General features: G+C 59.8%; 19 protein-coding genes. 7 read left to right on the top strand and 12 right to left on the bottom strand.

All coding sequences use genetic code 11. The annotated features are described in order from the left end of the window. Window positions 1-12: 12 nt before the first annotated feature. Complete coding sequence (gene trxB, locus BMZ42_RS13345; protein ID WP_091523285.1) at window positions 13-990, bottom strand: thioredoxin-disulfide reductase; 978 nt, start codon at window positions 988-990, stop codon at window positions 13-15. 255 nt (window positions 991-1245) lie between these two features. On the opposite strand from trxB, the gene BMZ42_RS13340 reads away from it, so the two are divergent. Beyond that, window positions 1246-1722, top strand: a complete 477-nt coding sequence (locus BMZ42_RS13340) for an Lrp/AsnC family transcriptional regulator (protein WP_091523283.1) — start codon at window positions 1246-1248, stop codon at window positions 1720-1722. A gap of 6 nt (window positions 1723-1728) precedes the next feature. Here the strand turns inward: BMZ42_RS13340 and BMZ42_RS13335 are convergent, their stop codons facing one another. From BMZ42_RS13335 to BMZ42_RS13320, 4 genes are all read right to left on the bottom strand, one after another. Next, window positions 1729-2532: a hypothetical protein gene (locus BMZ42_RS13335; protein WP_091523280.1), complete on the bottom strand. Its 804-nt coding sequence runs from the start codon at window positions 2530-2532 to the stop codon at window positions 1729-1731. 20 nt (window positions 2533-2552) lie between these two features. Next, the gene (locus BMZ42_RS13330; RefSeq protein WP_091523277.1) at window positions 2553-3620 is read right to left on the bottom strand and encodes a glycosyltransferase family 4 protein; all 1068 of its coding nucleotides are present in this window, start codon (window positions 3618-3620) and stop codon (window positions 2553-2555) included. 16 nt (window positions 3621-3636) lie between these two features. Further along, a complete protein-coding gene (gene greA, locus BMZ42_RS13325) occupies window positions 3637-4110 on the bottom strand; it encodes a transcription elongation factor GreA (protein ID WP_091523335.1) in 474 nt (157 codons plus the stop codon). A 188-nt stretch (window positions 4111-4298) separates the two neighbouring features. Next, the gene (locus BMZ42_RS13320; RefSeq protein ID WP_091523275.1) at window positions 4299-4646 is read right to left on the bottom strand and encodes a DMT family protein; all 348 of its coding nucleotides are present in this window, start codon (window positions 4644-4646) and stop codon (window positions 4299-4301) included. A gap of 101 nt (window positions 4647-4747) precedes the next feature. Here BMZ42_RS13320 and BMZ42_RS13315 point away from each other — a divergent pair, with 101 nt between their 5' ends. From BMZ42_RS13315 to BMZ42_RS13300, 4 genes are all read left to right on the top strand, one after another. Then, complete coding sequence (locus BMZ42_RS13315) at window positions 4748-5176, top strand: DUF3775 domain-containing protein (RefSeq protein ID WP_091523332.1); 429 nt, start codon at window positions 4748-4750, stop codon at window positions 5174-5176. A gap of 42 nt (window positions 5177-5218) precedes the next feature. Beyond that, a complete protein-coding gene (locus tag BMZ42_RS13310) occupies window positions 5219-5923 on the top strand; it encodes an extensin-like domain-containing protein (RefSeq protein WP_091523273.1) in 705 nt (234 codons plus the stop codon). Window positions 5924-6009: 86 nt separating this feature from the next. Then, on the top strand, window positions 6010-6825 hold the full coding sequence (locus BMZ42_RS13305; RefSeq protein ID WP_091523270.1) for an extensin-like domain-containing protein: 816 nt from the start codon (window positions 6010-6012) through the stop codon (window positions 6823-6825). 66 nt (window positions 6826-6891) lie between these two features. Further along, entirely contained in the window at window positions 6892-8193 is a 1302-nt protein-coding gene (locus tag BMZ42_RS13300) for a hemolysin family protein (protein WP_091523267.1), read from the top strand. Between the two features lie 60 nt (window positions 8194-8253). Here BMZ42_RS13300 and BMZ42_RS13295 read toward each other — a convergent pair whose 3' ends face one another. The 3 genes from BMZ42_RS13295 to BMZ42_RS13285 form a co-directional block, all read right to left on the bottom strand. Further along, window positions 8254-8829: an NADPH-dependent FMN reductase gene (locus tag BMZ42_RS13295; RefSeq protein ID WP_091523264.1), complete on the bottom strand. Its 576-nt coding sequence runs from the start codon at window positions 8827-8829 to the stop codon at window positions 8254-8256. 177 nt (window positions 8830-9006) lie between these two features. Next, window positions 9007-9399, bottom strand: coding sequence for an acyl-CoA thioesterase (locus tag BMZ42_RS13290; RefSeq protein WP_091523261.1), 393 nt, complete (start codon window positions 9397-9399; stop codon window positions 9007-9009). Window positions 9400-9567: 168 nt separating this feature from the next. Continuing rightward, complete coding sequence (locus tag BMZ42_RS13285) at window positions 9568-10413, bottom strand: EamA family transporter (RefSeq protein WP_091523258.1); 846 nt, start codon at window positions 10411-10413, stop codon at window positions 9568-9570. Window positions 10414-10737: 324 nt separating this feature from the next. On the opposite strand from BMZ42_RS13285, the gene BMZ42_RS13280 reads away from it, so the two are divergent. After that, on the top strand, window positions 10738-10965 hold the full coding sequence (locus tag BMZ42_RS13280; protein WP_091523254.1) for a hypothetical protein: 228 nt from the start codon (window positions 10738-10740) through the stop codon (window positions 10963-10965). 67 nt (window positions 10966-11032) lie between these two features. On the opposite strand, the gene uvrB is transcribed toward BMZ42_RS13280, so the two are convergent. The 3 genes from uvrB to putA form a co-directional block, all read right to left on the bottom strand. Beyond that, complete coding sequence (uvrB, locus tag BMZ42_RS13275) at window positions 11033-13906, bottom strand: excinuclease ABC subunit UvrB (RefSeq protein ID WP_091523250.1); 2874 nt, start codon at window positions 13904-13906, stop codon at window positions 11033-11035. Further along, the gene (locus tag BMZ42_RS18500; RefSeq protein WP_091523247.1) at window positions 13890-14306 is read right to left on the bottom strand and encodes an HNH endonuclease signature motif containing protein; all 417 of its coding nucleotides are present in this window, start codon (window positions 14304-14306) and stop codon (window positions 13890-13892) included. The genes uvrB and BMZ42_RS18500 overlap by 17 nt, the downstream gene beginning before the upstream one ends. Before the next feature lie 197 nt (window positions 14307-14503). Next, entirely contained in the window at window positions 14504-18109 is a 3606-nt protein-coding gene (putA, locus tag BMZ42_RS13265; RefSeq protein WP_091523243.1) for a bifunctional proline dehydrogenase/L-glutamate gamma-semialdehyde dehydrogenase PutA, read from the bottom strand. Window positions 18110-18248: 139 nt separating this feature from the next. Between putA and BMZ42_RS13260 the strand changes: the two genes are divergently transcribed. Continuing rightward, window positions 18249-18701 carry an Lrp/AsnC family transcriptional regulator gene (locus tag BMZ42_RS13260; RefSeq protein ID WP_091523238.1) on the top strand — a complete coding sequence of 151 codons (453 nt, stop codon included), beginning with the start codon at window positions 18249-18251 and terminating at the stop codon, window positions 18699-18701. A 4-nt stretch (window positions 18702-18705) separates the two neighbouring features. Here the strand turns inward: BMZ42_RS13260 and BMZ42_RS13255 are convergent, their stop codons facing one another. Beyond that, the gene (locus BMZ42_RS13255; protein WP_342028953.1) at window positions 18706-19734 is read right to left on the bottom strand and encodes an aldose epimerase family protein; all 1029 of its coding nucleotides are present in this window, start codon (window positions 19732-19734) and stop codon (window positions 18706-18708) included. Window positions 19735-19766: the final 32 nt, after the last annotated feature.

Below are 19766 nucleotides of genomic sequence, written 5' to 3'. Positions count from 1 at the left end.
TCAAAACTGCGTTTACTCGGCCGCGTCGCGCTGGAGCGCGGCTTCGGACACATATTTTTCCGCCTCAAGAGCTGCCATGCAGCCCATTCCGGCAGCGGTCACTGCCTGGCGATAAATGTCATCCGTCACATCTCCGGCAGCAAAAACGCCGGGGATGCTAGTCGCTGTCGAATCCGGTGCAGTCCACAGATAGCCGTTTGACTTCTGCTTGAGCGTGCCGGCAAACAGATCGACAGCAGGTGCATGGCCGATGGCGACGAACAGTCCGTGTGTCGACAGTTCGGTGATCTCGTCAGTGCGCGTGTTGCGCAACCGCAACCCGGTGACCGAGGGCGGCATCGGGGCTTTACCCGGCTCTCCGACGATCTCTTCGACGGCATGATCCCAAAGGATCTTCACATTGTCCTTCTTGAACAGGCGCTCTTGCAGAATGCGCTCAGCACGGAACTCGTCGCGGCGATGTACCACCGTCACCGTCTTGGCGAGATTGGCAAGGTAAAGCGCCTCTTCGACAGCCGTGTTGCCGCCGCCAACCACCACGACATCCTTGCCGCGATAGAAGAACCCGTCACAGGTCGCGCAGGCCGACACGCCGAAGCCCATGAAGGTCTGCTCACTGGGAATTCCCAGCCACTTGGCCTGCGCACCGGTCGCAATGATCACCGAATCCGCCGTGTATTCGGTCCCGGAATCCGTCGAGATACGGAAAGGGCGAACATCGAAGTCCACCTTGGTCACCAGATCCGTCACGAAGCGCGCGCCGACATTTTCAGCCTGCATGCGCATCTGTTCCATCAGCCACGGCCCCTGGATCGGGTCTGCAAAGCCGGGATAGTTCTCGACGTCCGTGGTGATCGTCAGCTGGCCACCCTGCTGCATGCCGGAAATCAACACCGGCTCAAGCATGGCGCGGGCCGCGTAGATGGCAGCGGTATAGCCTGCCGGCCCCGATCCGATGATGAGAACGGGCACGTGTGTAGCGTTGGTCATGTTCTGGCCTTCTCGCGGTCATGGCGCGCGCGCCCTGACGGAAAATCTTGATAACGCCAATCTAGGTGTTGAGCCATGGCACTTGCAAGGCGACGTATCGTCATGCAACACAAAGGCTGGGGATAGGGTCGCCGTTTTTACGACATCCTGACCACCCACTCTGCTGAAACCCTCAAAAGCTTTGGCGCGGCAGGGATTATCCGCTAGCGTATATCCCATACTACAACAGATTCTCCCCACTTTCGGACAGGCTACATGACATTGAAGGCTGACCTCGACGCTATTGACTGGAAAATCCTGAAAGAGCTTCAGGCCGATGGTCGCATGACCAATGTCGAATTGTCGCGCCGTGTCGGCATCTCTGCTCCGCCATGCCTGCGGCGGGTGAAACGTCTTGAGGAAACCGGCATCATCCGCGGTTATCGCGCGCTGCTCAACACCCGCGAACTCGGTCTGGGCGTCGTTGCGTTCTGCCTGATCGGACTCAACCACCAGTCGGACGCGGAACTGAAGGCTTTTGCCGAACGTACCCGCAAATGGCCGATCGTACGCCGCTCCTGGATGGTGTCGGGCGAGTCCGACTTCATCCTCCACTGCGTCGCCACCGACCTGTCCGCGTTTCAGACCTTCGTCATCGAGGATCTCACTTCCTCACCCAACGTCGACACGGTCCGCACCGCGCTGACCATCCGTCAGGTCAAGGACGAGGGCCTCGTCTCCATCGACGAGTAGATACTCTTACTGCTCGCGCGCCCATGCCCAGAAACTGCCAGGAACCGGGGGCTGCAGCGCGAGATGCTTGCGATGGATGTGGATGCCGAGATATTCGGGATCATCCAGGAAGAACCGGAAATCGGTAGCGTCGAACAGCTTCTCGTTCTCGCGCGCGCCCCAGTGATAAAACGCCTTCTTCGACCCCGCCTCGCCATAGACACCATGTCGGCGCGCGAGCCGCGTGAACGCATCATTGCCGTAGATGGTGATGCCAAGATCGGGCGGTGAGAACGCCTGCCCCGTCAGCCGCCACCATGTCGGACGCACAATCCCGCGCCACGGACCGAGCCAGTTCGGCATCAGTTCGTCCTGCTCCATCAGGCGTTCATATTCGCCGATGATCGGACTGTCCGATGGCAAGTAGAATACCGGCGAGCCGATCCGGGTGCCGTCCTCCTTGAAGAAGTACGGCCGGTCGGTCGCATAGTCGAAGTGCCGGAACACATAAACGTCCGAATCGAGCCACAGGCCGAGCTCGTATTTCTGCATGAATATGCGGAAGAAATCGCTGAAATTGGCGGGCACTTGCCAGAGGCGATCCTGCCGCTTCACCATCTTGAGGCGATCCATCAACGACAGGTCGAGCACTTCGCGTCCGTCGGCGATCTTCACGCCATCGGGAATATTGTCGACTTCGCCGTAACGGTAGACGGTCACGTCCAGCCCCGCGCGCACCATGGAGCGGATGCAGACCTGGTCGACCTCGCGCATCGCGCCCTCGATCCACAGGGTCGCGATCTTGTCGGAACGCTTCGTTGCGTCACTCATATATGTCGGTCCTTCAGGCTTCAGGCGCTGCGCTCGGCAACCCCAAAGCGGGCATAAATCTCTGCCAACTGGCGCGCTTCCCGCTCCAGCGGAAAATGACGCGCCACGTGATCCACCGCAGCCTCGGCCTGTGAAGCCACCAGCGCGGGGTCACCTAGATAGCGTTCGGCCTGCACCGTCATTGCTGCAAGGTCGCCGGCAGGGACGATCTCGCCGGTCACACCGGGAACCACAAGTTCGGAGAACGCACCGACATCTGCGGCCACCACCGGAGCGCCACTGGCCATTGCTTCCAGCGGTGTCAGACCAAAGCCTTCCCAGCGCTGCGGAGCGATGTAGAGTGACAGCGCGCGATACCAGTTCTCGATATCACGATGCTCCCCGACAAACCTGATCCGGTCAGTCAGTCCCGCCCTCGCGATCCGCTCTCGCAGTTCCTTTTCGAAGCCGACGTGTTCGGCGGTCGTTCGACCTGCAATCAGCGCCGTCCAGCCGGGATGTTTCGGCAGCAGCGCGATCATCGTGTCGACGAACAGGTCTGTACCCTTCTGGTGCCGGATGCGTCCAAAGCAGCCGACGTAGCGTTGCGCCGGATTGAGCCCGACGGCCGCCGCCGCCTCGCCCTTGTCTGTGGGCGGCACAAAGCGTGCGGTGTCGATGCCATGCATCACAACCGTATTGGGCACCTCGAGATAGGCCGCAGTCTTGCGACTGGTCGCAATCACCGCGTCCATCCTTCGGATCAGGAACTTGGTCCACCCGGTATGCTTGCGCTGCGAGGCCGATGTGAACACCAGCGCCAGCGGCGCGCGCAGAACATGTCTGAGCACGACGCCGCCAAGCATCTCGGGGTTTCTGCGCGCGTGCCACACGCGTCGCCCGCCTCCATGAGGCTGGCGCAGCAAGGCCCGCACCTGCCACCAGCGGATCTTCGGCAATGTGTCGGGCAAGCCCGGCCCCAACGTCGCGACGTCAAGACCGGTCTGAAACGGCACAAGCTGAATGATTGTACTGGTGACGCCGGAAAGCCGGCGCTTGAAGTTGGGAACGACCAGCCGCACCCGCGTCATGTCGACGCCATCTGGCATGTGGTCGCGCCCCGCTTTAAACCCAACGCAGTTCGAGAATCTCGTAACCGCGAGCCCCGCCGGGTGCATTGACCTCGATCTCGTCACCGACTTCCTTGCCGATCAGCGCACGCGCGATCGGCGACGAAATGGAAATGCGTCCCGCCTTCACATCGGCTTCCTGGTCGCCGACGATCTGATAGGTCTTCTTTTCCTCGGTCTCGTCATCGATGAGAACAACCGTGGCGCCGAACTTGATCTTGTCGCCGGAAAGCTTCGCCACATCGATCACTTCGGCCCGCGCGACGAGGTCTTCCAGCTCGTTGATGCGACCTTCGTTGAGCGCCTGGGACTCCTTGGCGGCGTGATACTCCGCGTTTTCTGAGAGATCGCCGTGTGCCCGCGCTTCCGAAATAGCCTCAATGATCCGGTGGCGCTCTTCCTGCTGACGCCAGCGCAGCTCTTCCTTGAGAGCCTCATATCCACCGACCGTCATCGGGACTTTATTCATGTCAGTCGACCCTTCCGTCCTTTTCAGGGCTTCCGCAGCGACGCGGAAGACAAAAAGAAAACGGCCCCGCAGCCCCGGCTGCGTACCGCTCATTGCTTCTCTGGCTCAATATAGCAATTCCACTTTGTTTTTCACGAACAATCTTGCCGCCAGGAAGCGTATCCAGCGTCAAATAAGCCTTTTGCAGCCTAAGCGCGAAAAATAAGCGCGGCACCCCCGGCAATCAGCGCAAAACCTGCGACGTGGTTCCAGGTTACGCCTTCCTTCAGGTAAAATACTGAAAACACCACAAACACGCTGAGGGTGATTACTTCCTGAATCGTCTTCAGCTCTGCCGCAGAATAGACCGCGTGTCCGATCCGATTAGCCGGCACTGCCAGCCAGTATTCGGCAAATGCGATCATCCAGCTGAACATCACGACAGCATAAAGCGGCGCGCTCTTGTATTTGAGATGGCCGTACCAGGCGAAGGTCATGAAGACGTTGGAGGCGAGCAACAGGAGAACGGGCAGAACTTTGGGCGACATCAGCCACATCGGAATCACTCCTGAATTTGGAATTCAGATTCATTTGCATGACTGAAACTCCAAAAGCATCAGAATTCAGCTATGATGCCTTGCATCTCAAGGAGCCACCGATGCGCAAGGCCGTGGAGAAAGAATGGGATCTCACCATAGATCCGGACACCGTTCGCCTGTTCATCCTCAAAGCGAAAGCGCTGAGCGCTGCGCTGAACCATGACTATGATTCTGGCGGTGAACACGAAATCGAGGTGGACGATCAATCCCGCGACAATCACCACCACGACGGCCTTGCTGAGGAAGAATCAGAAGACCTGACCGAACGTGAACTGCGCGCCCTCATCAGCGACCTGAACGTTGACGAGGCGGCGGAGTTGATCGCGCTCATGTGGGTGGGGCGCGGAGACTACGACGTCGCCGAATGGAGCAATGCCGTCGTCGAAGCGCGCGAGCGCGGCCGCGGCCGCCGCGCCGCCCGCTATCTTATGGGAATGCCAATGCTCGGTGGTTGGCTCGAAGCTGGCCTTGAAGCCATCGGAGCATAACTACCTCTTGTCGAACAGCTTCGCTGCTCCATTTGAAGCTGAGTGAAAAATCCGATCCTTGTGATAGCATTTCTTGCCATCGGCTCCGCCGCATCCGCAGAACCCGCTCCGACTGTCGATCTCCCAGCGACGATGGCGCCGCCAACGATGCGCCCCACCCCATTCGAGTCTCCGGAACTGGGTATGCCAGCCAACGGCCTGCCCGCCGAAGAACTGGCGTGCAGACAGCGGCTGGAAGCAGCCGGCGTCAAATTCACTCCACAACCGCCACTCTCGGACCCGAGCGGCTGTTCCGCTCCATGGCCGATCACCGTGACGACGCTTCCCGGAAACGTCTCACTGCGCCCTGAGGCGACGATGACCTGCGCGATGGCTGAAGCGACGGCGAACTTTCTGAGCGAACATGCGCAACCCATTGCACAAAAACTGGCCAGCTCGCGCATTACCGCCATCGATCAGGTTTCCGCTTATGTCTGTCGTCCGCGCACCAGCGACGCCGCGAAGCTGTCCGAGCACGCGTTGGGCAGCGCGCTCGATTGGGGTGCGGTCGAACTCGCCAACGGATCGCTCGTAGCTGTCCTTGGCTACAAGCGCGACTCCGCCCACGCCAAGCTGATGCAGGCTCTGCGCAATGCTGCCTGCGGTCCGTTCAAGACGGTACTCGGCCCCGGCAGCGATGCCGACCACACCGATCACTTCCACTTCGATCTCGCGCAAAGGCGCAACGGCGGCACGTGGTGCCGTTGAACAGCGCCATGTCTCCCCAAACAGCGACTGAGGTTTTGTTTACCCTTTTTTCCTAAAATTTTACCTGTCTCGTTCAGGACGACGGTATGTCAGGTGTAATGCGTAGGACGACCATCGAACTTCGTGAGCGACTGTTTCGCTTTCGGCCGGTTGCACTCGGTGTGGCAGCGATCGTGGCTGCGGCTGCCTTCACGTCCTGCAGCGTCTCTGACGTCCTCATCCCGAGCGTCGATGTCGGCGCGACGACAGCCTCGATCTCCCACCCTCGTGGCCTGGCACGCCTCGCGCCGCCATCTGCGATGACCGCAGCCTATCCACGATTCTCGCCGCCGATGATGGAGCCCGGCAACGTGCTGCCGGCCAACGAGGTCGCCTGCCGCCAGCAATTGCGCAAGCTCGGCGCCACATTCCGCGACCTAGCGCCCATCGATCAGGGAGGCGCGTGCCGCATTGATCATCCGGTTCAGGTATCCAGCCTTGCCGGCAACATCACCATGCAGCCCGCGGCCACCCTCACCTGCGACATGGCTCTCGCCTTCGCCAGTTGGACCCGCCACGAACTGAACCCCTCGGCGCGCTGGCGCTACCTTTCAGGCGTGAAGACCATTCACCAAGGCTCCAGCTATTCCTGTCGCCGGATTGCGGGAACTTCTGTCGCGTCCGAACATTCAAAGGGCAATGCGCTCGATGTAATGCGTATCGAACTGCGTAACGGAAAGGACATCGACGTGCGTAAGCCAGGCTGGTTCAGCTTTCGCGAGAAAGGACTGCTGAATAATGTTCGCGCTGGCGGCTGTGAGTATTTCACCACTGTCCTTGGCCCAGGTTATGACGCGGCCCACGCCGATCATTTTCACTTTGACATCAAGAACCGTCGCAACGGCCGCGTCGCCTGCCGTTAACCCGAATATCTGCCACATGCGAAATATTCATCGCATGATGGCCTGAGCAATGTTATTGCAGAGTTCATGCTTACAATCGAAATTGCTGTCGTCGTCGTCCTCATCTGCGTGAACGGCTTGCTCGCCATGTCGGAACTGGCGGTCGTATCCTCACGCCCCTCCCGCCTCAAGGCCATGGCAGACAAGGGGGCGAACGGCGCCGCGACTGCGATGAAGCTTGCGGAAAACCCTGGACGCTTCCTCTCCACGGTGCAGATCGGCATCACTCTGGTCGGTGTCCTGTCCGGTGCCTTTTCCGGTGCAACGCTGGGCCTGCGACTGTCGCAGTGGCTGATCACCGTGGGCGTTCCGGCGTCCGCCGCCAGCACACTGGGCGTCGGCACCGTCGTTGCCATCATCACCTATGCATCGCTGATCATCGGCGAACTGGTGCCCAAGCAGATTGCCCTGCGCAATCCGGAGGGCGTCGCCTCGCGCATTGCGCCGATGATGCGTGGTCTGTCAATCATTGCTGCACCGCTCGTGCTGCTTCTGGATTTTTCCGGTCGCACCGTTCTGCGCATTTTGGGCCAGACCGGCGATTCCGGCACCAAGGTGACTGACGAGGAGATTGCCAGCCTGATTGCCGAGGCGGAAAGCCACGGCGTCGTGGAAAGCGACGAACGCAAGATGATCGCCGGCGTGATGCGCCTTGCCGACCGCAGCGTCCGCGCCATCATGTCCCCGCGCACCGAAGTCGACTGGCTCGACATCACCGACACAAGAACGAACATCCGCAAGCACCTTGTGGAAACGGCGCATGCGCTGCTTCCTGCGGCCAATGGTAGTGTGCACCAGGTTGTTGGCGTCGTGCGAACACGCGAAGTTCTTGCAGCCCTTCTCAGCCGTCAGCCATTCGCAATTGAGAACCACATCCACACCGCACCCATTGTCCACGACAATGCCGATGCGCTCGACGTGCTTGCGACCTTGAAGGAAGCCGACATGCCGATGGCGCTCGTGCATGACGAATATGGCGACTTCGAAGGTGTCGTCACTCCAGCTGACATCCTCGAAACCATTGTCGGCGTGTTCAAGTCGGATGCCGACGAGGATGAACCCGCTGCATTTCAGCGGGAGGATGGTTCTTGGCTGCTTGCCGGCTATCTGCCAATCGATGAGCTTTCCGATCTTCTGGGCATCGTCCTGCCCGAAGACCGCGACTACGAAACCGTCGCCGGTTTCATCCTGTCGCATCTGCACCATTTGCCCGAGACTGGCGAATATATCGAAACTGCCGGTTGGCGTCTGGAGGTGGTCGACCTCGACGGGCGCCGGATCGACAAGATCCTCGCCACCCGCCAGGCCGCGATACATAGGCTCGCATAAACAAAACCCCGCTCCTTCGCTGGAGCGGCGTTTTCACTATAGCGGCAGTGCGTCAGTATTTCATGCGGCGCGTGCGGTCGTCAGCGCCTTCACCCACCAGCTGAACTGCGACAGGAGGCCATCGGCAGCCTGATTGAGGTGCTCGATGTCGCCAAGCTGTTTTTCGCCCTGCGCAACCTGCATGTAGTCGCCCCAGGTGATGTGAACGGCATTGCGCACCGGTGCCATCTGCAACTCCACTGCGATCAGACGCAGCTGCTCGATGGCACGTGCACCGCCCACGCCGCCATAACCGACAAAGCCGACCGGCTTGTTGTTCCACTCGTTATAGGCGTAGTCGAGCGCGTTCTTCAGAACGCCGGTCGGGCTGCGGTTATACTCAGCAGCCGTAATGATGTAGCCATCGAGGCTGGCGATCTTGTCCTGCCAGGCTTTCGCGCCTTCGGCCTGCGACGGAACGTAGGCAGGCGAGCTCTGCTCGTCAAAGAAAGGCAGCGGGAAATCGCGCAGGTCAACGATCTCAACGTCGAATTCGCCAATCGCCTTTGCGCGCTCTGCAATCCATTGTGCAGGCTTGTCAGCAAAGCGTCCCTCACGGGTCGAACCGACAATGATTCCGATTTTTGGTTTTGCCATGGGGCATGTCCTCTTTCTGCGATCTGGTTATCCGACGGACACCGAAATGGTCTCCTTTCGATACCAGGCGCATATAAGAGAGCGCTATTGCAGCACACAAGGCGGCACTTTGTTGACACTGAGTCACCCCGGCGAAACCGGGGCATCTCTTGCCGCCCGATGTCCGCTATGCAGAACTCAGCCTTCGTCGGGCACCTTCGTAGGCTTGCCCTCGCCATCGAGCGCGACCATCACGAAGTCCGCGTGCGTGACGCGCTCCATCAGATCCGACAGATAGCGCTGCGCCCATGCCTCGACGCGCAATGTCATCGAGGTTCGGCCGACCTTGGTGATGTCGATATAGACGCACAGCGTGTCGCCGATCTTCATCGGCTTGGCGAAGGCCATTTCCTTGACTGCGGCTGTCACCACGCGCCCCTTGGCGCGCTCGGCAGCACGGATACCACAGGCAAGGTCCATCTGTGCCATCACCCAGCCGCCGAAAATGTCACCTGCCGCATTCGCATCAGCAGGCATGGCCAGCGTGCGCAGCGTCAGTTCGCCAACCGGCATCACATCTGTTCTATTCATGGTCCCCTCATGGCAACGTCCAAAACAGACCTAGCCGTGCCGTCCGTCCGGTACAAGTGGAACATCAACAAGGACACGCTGGAGCAAACGTTTTCATGTGCTTAACACACGTTCCTGACTCACCTTGATCAGAAGTTGAATCAGTTTCTCAACCTGCCAATACGGCTCTCACGCGAGGCGGAGAGCAACGACCCCTGAGACAATCAGCAGCGCTGCCAACACGCGCCACCGTGACATTGCCTCACCAAGCATCACCACCGAGATCAGCATGGCGAACAGGATCGACGTTTCGCGCAAGGCGGCAACTGCCGCAATAGGCGCTTTTGTCATCGCCCACATCGCAATCCAGTAGGCAATGCCGCTGAGAAACCCGCCCAGCAATCCGATCTTCCATTCCGGCAGCATGATGCGAACGACCTTGGGGCCGCGCAACATGATGCAGAAGAACATCGACCAGATGCCCTCAAGCACAAACAGCCAGACGGCATAACTGGTCGCATCAACTGAAGAGCGCGCACCGGAGCCGTCGCTGATCGTATAACCGGCGATGAATACCGAGGTGAGCAGCGCATAGAACACGGCCCGCCCGCGAAAGGCATCTGCCTTTTCGTTGCCGCGATAGGACATCAGGAACACGCCACCACACAACAGGACGATCCCACCGAGCGTGATTGGCCCCGGTGCTTCGCCCAGCAGTATCGCGCCGCCGATCGTCGTCAGCAGAGGTGCAGTGCCCCTTGCCAGCGGATATGCCAGCGTCAGATCGCCCAGTTCATAAGCCCGGGTCAGATAATATTTGTAGCCGGTGTGAAAACACAGCGACAGGCAGATCCAGCCCCAGGTGACGCCATTCGGCATCGACACGAACGGCAACAGCGGCGCAGCCACCAAACCCGTGCCGAAGCTCATCAGGGAGATCGAGGCAAAGCGGTCGAGCCGCACCTTCAGCAGCGCATTCCATGACGCATGCATCAACGCCGCTGCCAGCACTGCAAGGAATACACCTATGCTCACGGCGTCTCCACCGTGACCATCTCAGAACAGTAACCGAGGAGGCATGCCAGCATTGCGTCAGGACCAGAGCTGCAGAACATCGTGACAAGCCATAGCATGCACGGTCTCCAATGAGCAAAGCCGACTAAGTCAAAACACGTATTCCGACCAAATATGCGCAAATCACATCCGCCTCGCCAGCGATCAAGATTTGTTTCATCGTCGTCATTTGACGACATTTTTGCAAATCTCCGCTTGCCGAGTGTTCGATTTCACACAATCATGCTGGAGGAGGGTCCAACTGGGGAAATTGCGCTCGCGCGCCTGGCAATGAGGAGTACGTGTATGCCTGCCACCCCGCCTCCGGTCACGCTCGACACCATTCGGGTGTTTGCACCGCATGACCTTGCTCACATGCAGTCCGTCATCGAAGCCGTCAGCCACGAGCTGGGCATCCCGCCGCACGACCACGCTCGCCGCGAGGCGCTGGCGGATCGCGTGCTTTCGGCCTATGCGCGCGGCAACCGTCTGCCGCTGAACATGGTCAGCGCCGGGTTGGCAGAGCGAGTCTAGCCAACCTCGTCCTCGGGGTGGCCATGGACGGTCGCGACACGTGCCAGAGTTCAAGGGCTATGCTTCATCACTTGCCCGGTCGCCCGGTCTTCCGTGAGCGCCGGCTTTCCTTGCGTATATCTGCCGGATCTTCATAGCTGCCGATACCGATGCGCTCGCGCTTGATGCCCTTCGCCTCGTTCTGCGGCTTGTCCGGCAATCTGCCCATAACCGGTTTCTCGGTACGGCCTACCGTCATCTCGTCGAGCGAATTGCGCCTGAACATGCCCGGACCAGCTGGTGTGGCGTGATCGCCTGACGTTCCCATCTCGTCGAGATCTGGTTTCTTGAAAAGTCCGGCATCTTCGACGGCCCGGTGGCGCGCCTTGCCCTTGTTGTGCTGGCCCTTGCGCCGTCCCGAATCCGGGCTTTCCATCTCAACCTCCCGCGCCAGCGGGTCATCGGAGATCGCCAGCTCCGCTTCCCGCAGCCGCTTGAGTTCGTCGCGCAACCGCGCCGCGCGCTCAAAGTCGAGGTCGGCAGCCGCGTTGCGCATTTCTTTTTCGAGATGTTCGAGATGAACCTTGAGGTTCGCACCGACGAGCTGGCCGTCCTTGGTGACATCAGAAATGTCCGGTCGCACATGATCGCGCTCGTAGACCGAGTCGAGAATGTCGCCGATGTTCTTCTTGACGCTCTCCGGCGTGATGCCGTGTGCCTCGTTGTACGCCACCTGCTTCTCGCGGCGGCGGTTGGTTTCGGCCATCGCCCGTTCCATCGAGCCGGTGATGTTATCCGCGTAAAGCACGACCTTGCCGTCGACGTTACGCGCCGCACGGCCGATGGTCTGGATCAGCGACGTCTCCGAACGCAGAAACCCTTCCTTATCGGCATCGAGGATCGCCACGAACCCGCATTCGGGAATGTCGAGTCCCTCGCGCAGCAGGTTGATCCCGATCAGCACATCGAACGTGCCCAGCCGCAGATCGCGCAGGATCTCGATCCGCTCGAGCGTGTCGATATCGGAGTGCATGTAGCGCACGCGCACGCCTTGCTCGTGCAGATATTCGGTCAGGTCTTCCGCCATCCGCTTGGTCAGCACCGTGCAAAGCGTGCGATAACCCTTTGCTGTCGTCTCGCGAATCTCGCCAAGGACATCGTCAACCTGGCTCTTTGCCGGACGCACTTCGACGGGCGGGTCGATCAGGCCGGTGGGGCGGATCACCTGCTCGGCAAACACGCCGCCAGCCTCCTCCATCTCCCAGCCGCCCGGCGTTGCGGACACAGCCACGGTTAGCGGGCGCATGGCGTCCCACTCCTCGAAGCGCAGCGGCCGGTTGTCCATGCATGACGGCAGACGGAAACCATATTCGGCCAGCGTCGCCTTACGTCGGAAGTCGCCGCGATACATTGCGCCGATCTGCGGCACCGTCACGTGGCTTTCGTCGATGAAGACGATGGCGTTGTCGGGCACATATTCGAACAGCGTTGGCGGTGGATCGCCGGGACGTCGCCCCGTCAGATAGCGCGAATAATTCTCGATGCCCGTGCACGAGCCCGTTGCCTCCAGCATTTCGATGTCGAACCTCGTGCGCTGTTCAAGCCGCTGCGCCTCCAGCAGGCGCCCTGCCCGCTCCAGTTCTTCCAGCCGCCACTTCAGCTCTTCTTTGATCGACTTGGTCGCCTGGGTCAGCGTCGGTCGCGGCGTCACATAGTGCGAATTCGCATAGATCTTCACGCTTTTCAGGTCGCCGGTTTTCTGCCCGGTCAACGGGTCGAATTCGGTGATCGATTCGATCTCGTCGCCCCACATGGAGATGCGCCACGCGCGGTCTTCCAAGTGAGCCGGGAACAGTTCGATCGTATCACCACGCACCCGGAATGAGCCGCGCGTGAAGTTGATGTCCTGCCGCTTGTATTGCTGCGCCACGAGGTCGGCGAGCAGCTGCCGCTGGTCGAGCTTGTCGCCAATCTCCATCTGGAACGTCATCGCGGTGTAGGTTTCGACCGAGCCGATACCGTAGATGCACGACACGGACGCCACGATGATCACATCGTCGCGCTCCAGCAGCGAACGCGTCGCGGAGTGGCGCATCCGGTCGATCTGCTCGTTGATCGACGATTCCTTTTCGATGAATGTATCCGTCCGGGGCACATAGGCTTCCGGCTGGTAGTAATCGTAGTAGGAAACGAAATATTCCACCGCATTGTTGGGGAAGAAGCTTTTGAACTCCCCGTACAATTGCGCCGCCAATGTCTTGTTGGGTGCGAGGATCAGCGCAGGGCGCTGTGTTTCCTCGATTACCTTGGCCATGGTGAAGGTCTTGCCCGAGCCGGTCACGCCCAACAGAACCTGCGTGCGGTCCTGCTCCGCAACGCCACCGACAAGATCCTTGATCGCCGTCGGCTGATCGCCGGACGGAGTGAACTCGGTCTCCATCCGAAATTCGATACCGCCTTCGGATTTTTCCGGACGCACGGGGCGATGCGGCACCCATGCTTCCTGGCGCAAATTCGGGTCGCCGCCTTCGATCAGGCGCGACAGCGCCGCCACGGTTGCCGTAACGCCCGACGACGATAACTGCCCGACATCCTCCAGCGAGATATCCAACCCAGCCACCGGATTGAGGCCCGCAGCCGCGCGCTCCTTCGGCGACGCAGCCCCGCCCATCGAAGTCCCGCGCGACGATCGTGTCGCGCTTGAAGAACGTTCCGGGATCTTCTTCTTGGGCTTTGGGGCCGGCTGCGCTTCCGCCTCGCGCTCGATCTGCTCTGCCCAGTCGGCAATCGAGCCTGTCAGCGGTGTGCCCGAGAATTCGGCCTGAGGCGCCTCGGCAAGGCCGCCATGATCCAGCGTCTCCGAGGCGTCAAGAAAATCCGTCAGCGGGCTTTTGCGCGACCGCGCGCCGAACTCGGCATCCTTCGCGCGCGAAGTGTTGTTTTTGTCAGAAGCTTTGGCCATGGCGGGAATATGGGCAGAGTCTGCACGAATGGGAAGGCCCGACCGCCGCGCCACGGCCCCTCGGTGCCCGGTGCTGACAGGAGGATGCGCCAAAAATCTCGCGCCGATGCGCACGTACCATTTCGATACTGGGCCACAGACGTTTATCTTGCGGAAGCGTTGCGCGCGCGTCGCGATTCAGCGTTCTCCGGTAATCATCCGAGAGACTGTCTTTGGTGAGAATCCGATAGTTGCCACTCAGGGCAATCAGGCCATGGTCGTACAACCGGTGAATGGCGGTACACATCAACGCAGTGTTTTCGATGCAATCGGGTCCACCGCGGCCAAGCGGAAAGATATGGGCGGCATCCGCTAAAAACCTTCCCCTCCCAGCGACTGACGTGGTGAAATAGAAATGCATCTGCCATCATAGCGCGCGATCGCGATTTGTCTCAGTAGCGCTCTCACTCATTCACTTCTGAACGGTAATGCTCGTAGCCGGTCGCCACCAGACTTCCTGCTGCGTCCGCGCCTTCCAAAATGACCCAAGCCAAGACAAACCCCGCCAAAAATGACGGGGTTTGTCAGCGGCCCGATGGGGCCAGCTGGCCCCATTTTTTATTCTGCAGCCGCCAAAAGGCTGGCGTTTCCGCCAGCGGCGGTAGTGTCGACACAGATCGCGCGCTCATGAGCATAGGCAGCCGGCTCAATCTTGCCTGTAACCAGCGGAATAATCGGCCCTTCCCGGTTCGCCAAAGCTTGCCGCACCGGGCGCAACTGCTCATCGGAGGCTGCGAACGCGACAAGGTCCAGCCCCAATCCAGTCAGGTGCTCCGGCGAAACCGTGCCTTCAAGGACTTCCACCGGAAGACCCTTGCCGAGCAGAGGAGCCAGCGCAGCCCGCGCGCCGGGCATCACGGCAAGCACAGAATTTCCTGCCGCCAGCGCCTGAACTGACTGCGACAACAGCGTGTCCTCACCCGGCCCCATGCAGAGCACGCGTCCACGCGGCGTCAAAACCAGCGTATTCGACTCGCCCGTCGGCCCAGGCAGATCGACCGCACCGAGCTCCGCAACGGCAGAGGCAGCGATTGCGTCCGTCGCCTTGCCACGCAAATGCTTGCGCAGGATCGCAACCCGATCATGTCTGGTCGCCCAGCCGCCATGCAGCGCATCTGGCACATGATCCGCAAGAGCGGTCAACGAGACTGGCTGCCCCTCCTTCAGCATCTCCCCCGAGCCGCTCCCTTTCCGGAAACGAGCCAGATAAAGAGGCCCACCAGCCTTTGGTCCTGTGCCCGAAAGACCCTCGCCACCGAACGGCTGGGAGCCGACAACAGCTCCGATCTGATTGCGATTGATGTAGATATTGCCGACGCGAATATTGTCGACGATATGCTGAACACGGGCGTCGATCCGGGTATGCAGGCCGAAAGTCAGACCATATCCCTTGGCATTAACGTCGGAAATGACCTTATCCAGCTCATCGGCCGCAAACGTTGCTACATGGAGCACCGGACCGAACATCTCGCGGTTCATCTCGCCGATGCCAGCGACGCGGATGATGTGTGGTGCAACGAACCGCCCTTCTTCCGGACTATCCAGCTGGTCAACGACCTTCCCTTTTGCCTCCATATCCTTGCAATAGGACAGCAGCGCCTGGCGTGCTTCATCGTCAATGACCGGTCCAACGTCAGTGGAAAGCTGCCACGGGTCGCCAAGCTCCAGGGCGTGCATCGCACCCTGAAGCATTTCCATCATTTTCGTCTCGACATCCTTCTGGATGTAGAGAACGCGCAAGGCTGAGCAACGCTGCCCTGCGCTCTGAAACGCGGACGACACCACGTCACGCACTGCCTGCTCTGGCAAAGCAGTCGAGTCGACGATCATCGCGTTGAGACCGCCGGTCTCTGCAATCAACATCGCATCGGGAGAAGCGGTTTTGGCCAATTGCCGCTCAATAATCCGCGCCACCTCGGTAGAGCCGGTGAAACACACGCCGGCGATCCTCGGATCAGCGGTCAGGGGTGCTCCGACAGAAGGGCCATCGCCGGGCAGAAGATGCAGTACATCCTGCGGAATGCCTGCCTCGTGCAGAAGGTCCACCGCACGCTGCGCAATCAGCGGTGTTTGCTCTGCAGGCTTGGCAATCACGGCGTTGCCTGTCACCAGTGCCGCTGCGACTTGCCCAGTGAAGATCGCCAGTGGGAAATTCCATGGCGAGATACAGGCGATGACGCCGCGCGCGACCCCGGTCTTGTCAGCACTTGCCGCCTGTCCGGCATAGTACCGGAGAAAATCCACAGCCTCTCGCAACTCGGCGATCGCATCGCCGAGAGTCTTGCCGGCCTCGCGCCCGCAAAGTGCAAACAGCTCGGCGGCATTTTCTTCATAGAGATCAGCGGCCTTCAGAAGTGCAGCAGCACGTTTTGCAACAGGCATCGCCGCCCACGCTTCCTGTGATGCAACGGCCTCGCCAACAGAGCGCGCTACATCAGCTGCTGCAGCCTCGACCACTGTTCCGACCACTTCCTGCGGACGTGCCGGATTTACGACGTCACGCCCTGCCCGATCGTTGGTGCCCGCATGCCACCGGTAGGGTGACGCAAATGCCCCGCGCGCTTTTTCCAGCTGCTCCAGGGTCATTGCATCCGTAAGATCCCACCCGCGAGAATTGCGCCGTTGGGTGCCAAAAATATCAAGTGGCCTTGGCAATGCTGGGTTGGCCGATTGTGTCTCCTGCTCAACCGTCGCAAACGGATCATGCGCCACTTCTTCAGCGCTGACCGCCTTGTTGACGATCTGATGCACGAATGACGAATTGGCGCCATTTTCCAACAACCGTCGGACAAGGTAGGCTAGGAGGTCAGAGTGCGCGCCGACTGGAGCATAAATCCGACAGCGCGTTCCGTCTGCCTTGCGGATCTCTTCGTGCAGCGACTCGCCCATGCCATGCAGACGCTGGAACTCAAAGGCCTTCTTGTCACTTGCCATCGCCAAAATGGCCGCCGCAGTGTGCGCGTTATGCGTTGCAAACTGCGGATAGATCCTGTCGGTCATTCCGAGCAGTTTCCGTGCACACGCGATGTAGGAAACGTCAGTGTTCTGCTTTCGGGTGAAAACCGGATAGCCTTCAAGGCCCATGACCTGCGCGCGCTTGATTTCTGTATCCCAATAGGCGCCCTTCACAAGACGAACCATGATGCGACGGTCGAGTTTGTGTGCCAGCGCATAAAGCCAGTCGAGCACAAAGGGCGCGCGCGGCCCATAGGCCTGAACGACTACGCCAAATCCGCTCCAGCCCGCCAGACGTGGGTCAGAAAGAACGGCCTCGATGACATCCAGTGAGAGATCGAGACGATCCTGCTCCTCTGCGTCGATGTTCAGCCCCATATCCGCCTCGCGCGCGGCAAGCGCCAGCTCCAGCAGGCGCGCCGAAAGCACTGGCAGCATGGTTTCCTTCTTGGCGACCTCATATCTTGGATGAATGGCCGACAATTTTACCGATATTCCGTGATTTTTCACGATATCGCCATGAGTTGCCCCCGGCTTCAAAGCCGTGATCGCGTCGGCATAGGCCCTGTGATAGCGCAGCGCATCAGCTTCGGTCCGCGCAGCCTCGCCGAGCATGTCGAAGGAATAGGTGTAGCCCTTGTCACTGTACCCGCGACCGCGCTTGATCGCTTCCTTGATCGTACGTCCGAGAACGAATTGCTCGCCCATCTCCCGCATTGCCGCAGATACAGCCTTGCGGATAACCGGCTCGCCAAGTCTGCGAACCATCGCACGCAGGGTGCGCTCGATACCGCCTTCGCCTTCTTCCAGCACGCGGCCCGTCAGCATCAGCGCCCAGGTAGACGCATTGACGAAGATGGAAGAAGACTCTCCGGAGTGGGAAGACCAGTCGTGTGGCGCGATCTTGTCTCGGATCAGATCATCCATCGTCTCTGAGTCGGGAACACGCAACAGCGCCTCGGCAAGACACATCAGCGCCACGCCTTCGCTCGTCGACAATCCATACTCCGACAGAAAGACTTCCATCAGTTGCGGGTTCGATGCCTGACGCACCGAACGAACGAGGTCTGCGGCCCGCGAAGAAATGGCCCCACGCGTGCCGACATCCAGTGCGGCGACGCCGACCAGTCGTTGCAGCGCGTCACTCTCGTCGACGATGGTGTTGTGGCGAAGGGTTGCGCGAAGCGCATCGAGCTGGTGCGTGGGCATGTCGATCCGTCAAGCTGGAGGGAAGATCAAAGCCCATCCTAGCATGACGCCTCACTGAACTCCGCCCAAAGAGGTCGACGCGCTAGACCAAAAAACCTATCATGACGACAAATTACGGAGCAATCAGGCTGAAATTTCCATGTCAGAAGATCAACTGGACCGCATCGACCGCAATATCCTGGCAACGCTGGCCAAAGACGGACGACTTTCGATGGCAGAACTTGGGTCGCGCGTCGGCCTCTCCAAAACACCGGTCCAGGCGCGCGTGCGGCGTTTGGAGCAAAATGGCTTTATCCGAGGCTATGTTGCCATCATCGATCGCGAGCGCATGGGCGAAGGTCATGTCGCTTTCGTGCAGGTGAAACTATCCGACACCCGGTCGGCGGCTCTGGACGCGTTCAACAAGGCGATTCTGGCTGTGGCAGAGATCGAACAGTGCCACATGATCGCGGCCAGCTTCGATTACCTGCTGAAAGTGCGCACGCGTGACATTGCAGCTTACCGCCGCGTGCTTGGCGAGCGGATTTCGGCGCTACCGCATGTCGCCCAGACCTCGACCTACGTCGCGATGGAAACGGTGAAGGACAAATAGAAGCTCACCCATCCCGCGGGAGGTGAAACCGGTATTCACTGTGTTGGTGATAGCGCTCTTCCGGACGCAAAATCGCTTGTGGGAAATAGGGGTGGTTAGGCGAATCGGGCCAGACCTGAGGCTCAAGACAAAACCCTGAGAACCTTTGATATCGCACGCCATCAAGGCCTGCGGCCGAGGGCGGCTCGGCGTCCCCGGTAAAGAGCTGTACGCCCGGCTCCGTGGTCCACACTTCCATTTCAATTCCGGAGCGCTCGCTTTGCACCCACGCAGCCTGCCTGAATGTCCCGCGCGCGGCTACAAGACAGAAATTGTGATCATAGCTGCCATTTCCGCTGGCGTCCCGAATTGTCCGCGGCAGAAAGAAATCAAACCGCGTATCTTTGACGGGCAGTACCGCGCCGGTGGGAATGTTGAACGTGTTTACAGGCGTATAGGCCTGCGCGGCAATTTGCAGCCGGTGATCAAGGATATCCCCGGCCCCTCCATTTTCGAGATTGAAATAACAATGTGACGCGATGTTGCAGAGGGTCGTTCTATCGGTAGTTGCCTCGATCTCCACTCGCAGCGCGGACGATGATGTGATGCGGTAGGTGCAAGTGACACTCAATGTCCCAGAGAAACCCATCGTCCCGGAAATATTCTCCACAGATAGTGTGACGAAGTCCTCGCCACACAAGCGAACGGCCCAGACCTGCCGATCAAGGCCATCACGCCCGCCATGCAACGTGTTGCCATTGTCATTGGTGTCGGCCTGGAATCGCTCGCCCTCGATGACAAACTTGCCACCTGCAATCCGGTTGGCGTAGCGACCCACAATCGCGCCGAAATAAAGCGAGTGTTGGAGGTAGCTTTCAAGCTCCGGGAACCCCAGCACCAACGGGAATGGATGCTCCTCAAGGCGAAGATCCTGGACGGCAGCGCCATATGTCAGAATCCACGCACTGAGATTTCCATTGGAAATGGCTATCCGGTGGACTGGCTCACCCTTTGGCGTCTTCCCGAATGGCTCCCTGCCCATCGCCAGCCCCAAGCCATCTCGTAGCGAGTCGCGTCCATCGACAT

The organism is Aquamicrobium aerolatum DSM 21857 (assembly GCF_900113935.1).
Lineage (GTDB): Bacteria > Pseudomonadota > Alphaproteobacteria > Rhizobiales > Rhizobiaceae > Aerobium > Aerobium aerolatum.
Note: the sequence above shows the minus strand (reverse complement) of the source record. Positions and strands in the feature narration are given on the sequence as shown.

Coding starts and splice junctions, on each gene's coding strand:
- trxB (WP_091523285.1), bottom strand. CDS start 990: ATGACCAACGCTACACACGTGCCCGTTCTCATCATCGGATCGGGGCCG.
- BMZ42_RS13340 (WP_091523283.1), top strand. CDS start 1,246: ATGACATTGAAGGCTGACCTCGACGCTATTGACTGGAAAATCCTGAAA.
- BMZ42_RS13335 (WP_091523280.1), bottom strand. CDS start 2,532: ATGAGTGACGCAACGAAGCGTTCCGACAAGATCGCGACCCTGTGGATC.
- BMZ42_RS13330 (WP_091523277.1), bottom strand. CDS start 3,620: ATGCCAGATGGCGTCGACATGACGCGGGTGCGGCTGGTCGTTCCCAAC.
- greA (WP_091523335.1), bottom strand. CDS start 4,110: ATGAATAAAGTCCCGATGACGGTCGGTGGATATGAGGCTCTCAAGGAA.
- BMZ42_RS13320 (WP_091523275.1), bottom strand. CDS start 4,646: ATGTGGCTGATGTCGCCCAAAGTTCTGCCCGTTCTCCTGTTGCTCGCC.
- BMZ42_RS13315 (WP_091523332.1), top strand. CDS start 4,748: ATGCGCAAGGCCGTGGAGAAAGAATGGGATCTCACCATAGATCCGGAC.
- BMZ42_RS13305 (WP_091523270.1), top strand. CDS start 6,010: ATGTCAGGTGTAATGCGTAGGACGACCATCGAACTTCGTGAGCGACTG.
- BMZ42_RS13300 (WP_091523267.1), top strand. CDS start 6,892: ATGCTTACAATCGAAATTGCTGTCGTCGTCGTCCTCATCTGCGTGAAC.
- BMZ42_RS13295 (WP_091523264.1), bottom strand. CDS start 8,829: ATGGCAAAACCAAAAATCGGAATCATTGTCGGTTCGACCCGTGAGGGA.
- BMZ42_RS13290 (WP_091523261.1), bottom strand. CDS start 9,399: ATGAATAGAACAGATGTGATGCCGGTTGGCGAACTGACGCTGCGCACG.
- BMZ42_RS13280 (WP_091523254.1), top strand. CDS start 10,738: ATGCCTGCCACCCCGCCTCCGGTCACGCTCGACACCATTCGGGTGTTT.
- uvrB (WP_091523250.1), bottom strand. CDS start 13,906: ATGGCCAAAGCTTCTGACAAAAACAACACTTCGCGCGCGAAGGATGCC.
- BMZ42_RS18500 (WP_091523247.1), bottom strand. CDS start 14,306: ATGCATTTCTATTTCACCACGTCAGTCGCTGGGAGGGGAAGGTTTTTA.
- putA (WP_091523243.1), bottom strand. CDS start 18,109: ATGCCCACGCACCAGCTCGATGCGCTTCGCGCAACCCTTCGCCACAAC.
- BMZ42_RS13260 (WP_091523238.1), top strand. CDS start 18,249: ATGTCAGAAGATCAACTGGACCGCATCGACCGCAATATCCTGGCAACG.